Origin of the sequence: Streptococcus sp. 1449, assembly GCF_013276805.1 — a bacterium.
Taxonomy (GTDB): domain Bacteria; phylum Bacillota; class Bacilli; order Lactobacillales; family Streptococcaceae; genus Streptococcus; species Streptococcus pseudopneumoniae.
In genome coordinates this window covers 21264-28628 of the sequence record NZ_VMLS01000053.1, presented here as the reverse complement: position 1 = coordinate 28628, position 7365 = coordinate 21264, and the positions used below count along the sequence as shown (strand labels likewise).

Annotated in this window: 5 protein-coding genes; all 5 read right to left on the bottom strand. The window is 41.8% G+C overall.

Going from position 1 to position 7365, the window contains the following annotated elements; genetic code table 11:
- Positions 1-672: 672 nt before the first annotated feature.
- The 5 genes from ply to HT687_RS12015 all read right to left on the bottom strand — a co-directional run bounded on the left by ply (position 673) and on the right by HT687_RS12015 (position 7216).
- Positions 673-2088, bottom strand: a complete 1416-nt coding sequence (ply, locus tag HT687_RS09240) for a cholesterol-dependent cytolysin pneumolysin (protein ID WP_023936456.1) — start codon at positions 2086-2088, stop codon at positions 673-675.
- Positions 2089-2098: 10 nt separating this feature from the next.
- Complete coding sequence (locus HT687_RS09235; protein ID WP_023936458.1) at positions 2099-2509, bottom strand: hypothetical protein; 411 nt, start codon at positions 2507-2509, stop codon at positions 2099-2101.
- Positions 2502-3110 (bottom strand): hypothetical protein, encoded by a 609-nt coding sequence (locus HT687_RS09230; RefSeq protein ID WP_023936460.1) that lies wholly within the window; start codon positions 3108-3110, stop codon positions 2502-2504. The genes HT687_RS09235 and HT687_RS09230 overlap by 8 nt, the downstream gene beginning before the upstream one ends.
- A gap of 12 nt (positions 3111-3122) precedes the next feature.
- The gene (locus tag HT687_RS09225; protein WP_031233612.1) at positions 3123-3581 is read right to left on the bottom strand and encodes a DUF4231 domain-containing protein; all 459 of its coding nucleotides are present in this window, start codon (positions 3579-3581) and stop codon (positions 3123-3125) included.
- 311 nt (positions 3582-3892) lie between these two features.
- Positions 3893-7216 (bottom strand): DUF1542 domain-containing protein, encoded by a 3324-nt coding sequence (locus HT687_RS12015; RefSeq protein ID WP_240152481.1) that lies wholly within the window; start codon positions 7214-7216, stop codon positions 3893-3895.
- Positions 7217-7365: the final 149 nt, after the last annotated feature.

Below are 7365 nucleotides of genomic sequence, written 5' to 3'. Positions count from 1 at the left end.
TGTCAAAGATGGGATTATAACACAAGTTTTTTCGATTTTCACTAGAGGAAATGGATTTTATTCAGTAAATCCAACTAGGATAGCACTTTTGTTGCCAAGATGGTCTTGCCTTTCCATCCTTATCAACATTCAAAAAACAAACTAGACCATTATCTGAAAATAGAAAGTTTCTACCAAGTTTGACAAAGTCCGCTCAAACTACTGTTTAGAGTTTGTAGATATAATCGACAAAAACAATCATACTGCACCTTTTATTGACAGTCTACTCCAGACATATCATAGTTCAAGTAAATACTTTGAAATTCAACAGTTCTTATAGGCGCTATTGTATTCTAAGAAATCAATAGAAGAATTTCTAACCAAACATCTATTACTCAATGAAAATCAAAGAGCAAACTCGAAAACTAGCCACAGGTTGCTCAAAACACTGTTTTGAGGTTGCAGATAGGGCTGACGTAGTTTGAAGAGATTTTCGAAGAGTGTAATTTATGTGTTCCTGAAACAGAAATGTATGCTCTTTTTGATTTCACATGATACTGAAGTTAGACTAGTACAACGGCACTTCTAAAACAAGTAAAAGGTAGCTAATTCCCTGTATAGCAAGGAGTTTCACTACCCTTTTTACTTTTTCTTACAGCTACGGTTTGATAGACTCATTTTAAAATCACGAGCCTAGTCATTTTCTACCTTATCCTCTACCTGAGGATAAAGAGTCGTTCCCCAAATAGAAATCGTCCGCTTACGCACTAGTGGCAAATCGGTTTTTTCATAAACCGTACGCCACCATTCCCAGGCAAGTCCGGTACACTCTCTAATTTTGACAGAGAGATTGCGAACATTCCCTTTTAAAGGAATACTAGTGGTAAAATGAGCCGTCAAATCCTGCCCATTTCTGTCCCAAGCCTTAGGAGTCAAAACTTCCTTACCTTGATTATCATAGGATAATTCATCCCAAGTAATGTAATATTGGGCAACATAGGCACCACTATGATCCAAAAGTAAATCTCCGTTTCTGTAAGCTGTCACCTTAGTCTCAACATAGTCTGTACTGTTTTGAAAGCTCGCAACTACATTGTCCCGTAAAAAAGAAGTTGTATAGGAAATCGGCAAACCTGGGTGATCTGCTGTAAAGCGACTGCCTTCTTGAATCAAGTCCTCTACCATATCCACCTTGCCTGTTACAACTCGGGCACCCGAACTCGGGTCGCCCCCTAAAATAACCGCCTTCACTTCTGTATTGTCCAAAATCTGTTTCCACTCTGTCTGAGGAGCTACCTTGACTCCTTTTATCAAAGCTTCAAAAGCAGCCTCTACTTCATCACTCTTACTCGTGGTTTCCAACTTGAGATAGACTTGGCGCCCATAAGCAACACTCGAAATATAGACCAAAGGACGCTCTGCAGAAATTCCTCTCTGTCTTAAATCCTCTACCGTTACAGTATCTTGAAACACATCTCCTGGATTTTTAACAGCATCTACGCTGACTGTATAATAAATCTGCTTAAAATTAACAATCTGAATCTGCTTTTCGCCCGAATGGACAGAATTAAAATCAATATCAAGAGAATTCCCTGTCTTTTCAAAGTCAGAACCAAACTTGACCTTGAGTTGTTCCATGCTGTGAGCCGTGATTTTTTCATACTGCATTCTAGCTGGGACATTATTGACCTGACCATAATCTTGATGCCACTTGGCCAACAAATCGTTTACCGCTCCGCGAACACTTGAATTGCTGGGATCTTCTACTTGGAGAAAGCTATCACTACTTGCCAAACCAGGCAAATCAATACTATAAGTCATCGGAGCACGATCGACCGCAAGAAGAGTGGGATTATTCTCTAACAAGGTCTCATCCACTACGAGAAGCGCTCCAGGATAGAGGCGACTATCGTTGGTAGCCGTCACGGAAATATCACTTGTGTTTGTCGACAGGCTCCGCTTCTTTCTTTCGATAACAACAAACTCATCGGGTAGCTGATTCCCCTCTTTGATGAAACGATTTTCAATACTTTCTCCCTGATGGGTCAAGAGTTTCTTTTTATCGTAATCCATAGCTAGTATAAAGTCATTTACTGCTTTATTTGCCATATTCTTCCTCCTAATAAGTTCCTGGATTGAGTTGCATAAACTCAGACTTGTTCAGCGAAATCAGCCGTGGTTGGACTAAGTGATCCAAAACTTCCTCGTACAATTCTTCTGAGACATTGCGTCGCCGTCTGGCTAGATAAGAAGTCGGAATGACCGTATTATCTAACATAAATACCTTATCTAAGTCAATCAAGGTTGGTCTTGTAAAAGGATTACGAGCTAGATCCGGCTCTTCTATCATAAAGTTCTTGACCAAACGTCTGGTCAAGAGAGCTGGTTTGAAGGTCTGATTTTTAACCAACTCTTTGTTTTTAGTCATGCTGTTGTCAATACAAATATACATATGATTCTTCACAGCCAAATCGCTACTAATAGTCGGAAAAGGCAAATAAAGAGCTACAACATCTCCTCTCTTAATCAAGCAAGAGCACCCCCTTTTCTCCTAATGTAACATAGACAGGATTGACCAAGTCTTCTGATTGACTCAGTGCTTCCAAAGTTTGAGTTTGGCGCCCTGTCAATTTAGTAGCATCTTGTCTCTTCAATACAAAATGCTTGTCGCCAATTACCTTGACACTATAATCCTTCTCCAAAGCTGACTGGTAAATCCACATCAGATGCTGTCTGTCCTGAGAACTCAAGAGAGAAGGATGTTCAAGTCCCCCAATAGTCTGATAAAAATCAAAAACAGGAGCTAACTCTTGCCAATCTGACTGGCTAGTTGTCAAGGCTAGAAAAAGGGCTTTGCGAGCTGATACTTCTTGATTAGCCTTGAGAGTCCCTTTTCCCTCCAAGTTTGTTAGAAAGTGGGAAACTCCAGAAAGCAAATCTTTCTCTAACTGCGAGAAATAAAAACCTTGCCTTCCCAGACATAAGTCTCTCAAGTCGCTTTCTCTAGCAAATAAGAGTTCAAATAGTTGATAGTAAAAGAAAAATATCTGGCACTGAGTCGCGCTCATCTTTTCCTTATCGGCTTCTTTTTTCAACCAGAGCAAGGGCAATAGGTAGCTGGATTGAAACATTTCCTCCACCTCCTATTCTTTTTTCTCTGGAGCATCTGCACTAGCTGCTACTTCTTTTGACTGGATACTTTCCCACTGGTTGATTTCCTCTGAGATAAGACCTTCGCATGTCTTGACAAATAGGGCAAAAGCCTTGGTTTTTCCTGCATATTTCTCCGTTTGACATTGATAGAGGAATTTTTCTCTCTCCAGGAGTTGCGCAGTCTTTTGGTAAGAAATCCAGTGTTCCTTGGCATTATACAAATTGAGAATCCCCTCACACAGCAAGCCTAGACTGGACAAGGCAACCGAAATCAAACGGTAGCGATCACCTGGCATAGGAATAGCACAAAAAACAGCTATGAGAAAACCTGCCACGATTTCTGTTATTTTTAATACCTTATAGCGTCTACGATGTTGAACGCTTTTCTTTAAAAAATGAGCTATCTGTACGTCTAATCGCTCTGTCAAGTACATTTCTTCTGGCGTCATGTTCGTAATCCCTTTCATTTACTTTGATAATCATAGTATAACATATTTGAATATCAAAGTATAGTAAAAACTGAACTATAACTTATTATAAAATCCAAATATGAAATATTTGTGAAATAAGGGAAAAATATCACAAAAAGGATGGAACAAAAAGTTTCAAAATGATAAAAGCGCATAATATCTTGCCTTAAAAAGCTTGATATTATGCGTTTTATCAGAGAAAGATTTTCTAAATGTTCACCTCAAATTGAGTTTTTCCAACATTCTTTCAATCAGTATTCTAGCTGGTTTCCGACTCGTCTAAACTTTGCTTATCTTAGCTGAGCAAGAATAGCTTTGAGTTTCTCAATCAACTCATCTTCTGTGTGGTCAGACTCTTTCTCATTGGCTAGGAAGGCAACTGCTTGAGCGAGAGCTTCTCGTGCTTGGTCGAGGACTTTCGCATCTACACTTGTAAGGTCGCTTTCTTGCAGAACCTTAGTCAATTCCTTGGTCAATTTCTTGAGTTCTGACTCTTTCTTGCGACGCGCGATGAGGAAGAGAAGGAGACCAAGAAGGGCGAGCAGGCTACCAATCATGGTACCGTATGGAAGATGACCTTGCTCTTTCCTTGTTTCTTTCGTTTTTTCTTCATCCTTAGTCGCTTGCTTGCCTCTCAAGGATTCGAGTGCTTCTTTGACCTTAGCAGTAATCTCTCTCAAACCTGCCTCTGACAAGTCAGCATTTCTAAGGGCTTCTTGACCCTCTCCGAGAATGATCTTCGCAGCGTCAATGACAGATTGATCAATACCATCCAAGTCTTTCAAACGAGTTTCCAAGTCTTGAATCAACTCTCTTAAGACGGATTTATCAACCTGTTTCTCTTGACTCGATTGAGCGCCTCCAGCAAAGGCTACACTTCTACGGCTACGCACTGCTGGTCTCGCAGAACTTTCAGATAGCCCTTGTGGAGACTCTGCTTCTGTCGCATTTCCTGTTCCCCTCTGTTGACTAGATAAACTAGTAGCTTGATCCGTCGAATCACCTAAATGAGCTGGAGTGCTTGGAGTAGTAGGCTGAGTTTGGTTATTTGCATCACCTTGACTGCCATCACCAGATGGAGCTGGTCTATCTCCTTGGCTAGCCGTATCCCCTCTATTATCTGAACCTGTTTGGTTGCCACCATTACTTGGTGTGAATGAGTTTCCTTGGTTAATACGATCAGAAAGATCTTTAAGAATTTTATCAAGGGCAGTTAAGCCGTCTTCCTTAGCCTGATTAACCGCTTCTTGGTCACCTGCTTGGTCAATGGCGGTCTTAGCTTTTTCTGCTTCCTCAGTAACCTTCGCTTTGGCGGTCTTCTTCTCTGCTTCCGTCAAGTCTGGATTGTTGCCGATGGCAGTCGTCTTCTCATTCGCTTTGCGTGTGACTTCTTGCTTCGGAATATCTCTCCCTACTGGGTTAACATTCTGAATGTCACTCAAGCCTTGTTGTAGGGAATTCTCGACGTCACCGATATTCTGAGCTCGATTGATTCCACTTGTAGCTCGCCTTGCATAAATATCAACTTTACTAGTGGCACCTCTTTGCTCCACTTCGGACAAGTTCCTATTACCAGTAATGCTATTATTTTTGTCTCTACGTGCTTGTTCTATTTGTTTAAGAGCGTCCTCTTTGAATTCCGAAGTAGTTCTACTATGCCACTGATTGACAAGGAAAACTTCATGACCATCTTGTCCTCGCAGCCCTGCTGCATAGTCTAGTTTACCAAGATCATTATTTCCCTCAGTTTCAAAGGTTAGCATATAAGAACGGTCTGAGTTTGGGAGTTGGAAATAGTATAATGCTGCATTGGCGTCTCTTTTAATATTTTCTAGCTTTTCATTGGATATAGCTTGAGCCTCCCGACTTTCAGCTTGTTTTTCATAAGGATTAGCATTATAACGGCGCCCTGTAGCTAAATCTTCTAAATTTCTACGCGGAAAAGATGTAGGTCCAATTCTTCTAGATAAGCCACTATTTGAAATAGTTCCTTTTTTTACATCTCCGAGTCCTATATTTGCTCTCTTTAATTTTTCTACCAAATCTCGACCATCTTGAGCCGGAGCATGTCCTCCCCCGCCACGGTCATAATAACTGATTCCTACAGTATTCGTTTTAACGGTTTGCCCGCTTGGGACAGTGAACCACACTTCTGTGTGACCTGGAAACGTCCTGTGATTATCTTTATTGATTTCAATTTTCCATAAAAACCCTTTATTAGTAGGTCTTACTGTGACGTTTAGATACTTATAGCCATCTTTAACAAATGCAGTAGCATTATTCCTCGGACGTCTGTCTGAGAAGAATACATAGGTGTACTTATCGTAAGGAGAATGACCCTTTATGTCCGTCCTCTCAAAGTAACTTTCTCTAGCTGTTAGAAAGTCCTGAGAGTAGTTTTCGCTAGCTCTTGCCACCCTTGCAGACCTTCCACTATAGTTAGCACTACGAAAGTCAGAGTAGCCACCATCACGTGGTTGCGGGGTTACTCCTCCACCTGTAGTCTCTTCTCCATATTTTTCTTCCAGCACTCCTTCGATGAGGTCTCGGGATTTTTTCAGGTCGACTAGGGCAGCCGCAAAATCTTCTTGGCTGATGGTATCACCTTTAGAAAAGGCTTCATTGAACTTATCAGCTGCTGCTTTTGCTGCTTGGATTTTACTTTCTTCAGCCCCCTCTTTTCGAAGTTGTTTATAGATAAATTCCAACTCATCTTTTAGTTTATAGGCTCCATCACCCTGATTGCTATAGGTTGGAAGTTCTTGTCGACTAGGCTTTTCACTAGATTCAGTTTTTTCTGAGTTACCTACAGTTTCTGGATTCGCCTGATCTACAGCTGGTGTGGCTTGGATCACTCCCCCTCTTTTACGACGCTTTCCACCAGTTGCTTGCTCAGTTGCAGTTCCGTTTGGTTCGACAAGCTTATTATTTGTCGAACTTGCTTCACCCAAGTCTGTCAATTTTGGTAGCGATGGCTCCAAGGCTTGATTGACACGGCTCGTCAGTTCTTCCATAGCTCTTACTTGCTCATCAACCTGCGCTTGCGTCGCTTTTGGATCGTCCAAAACTGCCTTAGATGCTGCTAGACCTGCTTCCACTTCATCGTGGAGCGCTTTCATGGAGCTAAGAGTTAGTTTTTCCAACAAAGCTTGCAGATTGCCTTGGAGTGATTTAGCTTCTGTCGTTTTAGTGGCAGATGTGGGCTGGTCTTGCTCTTTTACTGCTCCTCCTTGAGAAGTTTCTTGAGCAGCTGGCTTCGTCTCTGGTTTGGTAGGAACAAGGCCAGCTGTTTCCTGCCCCTTACTAGCGTCCTCGATTTTAGTCTCTGGAGAGTTTGACTCCCCTGTAGACTGGAGCTCAGCCGACGGTTCAGTCTGAGAGACCTTCTCTGGCTCTTCCCCATCTGACTCCTGTGGTTCCCCATCTGAATTGCCAGCAGATCCAGCAACTACATCACTGGCTGTTGCCGAAGATACTGCAGGTGCCTGCGCTTGCACCCCATTTGCGAAAAACATCAATGCCGCAACCGCAACACTAGCAGCCCCAAAATGGTATTTACGAATGGAATAACGGAAAATTTTCTCTCCATTACCATCATTCTTTTTCTTGAACATAAGTGAATCCTTTCCTAATCTGAGAGCTTCCCCGAGCTTAGAAAGCGCGCAAAAAGCCGACAGTCGATAATATATCAATCATATAGTAACACTTCTGACATACAAGTCAACCTCCTCGCTGACAAGATAGAGTCAGGAAAGGCAAGAAA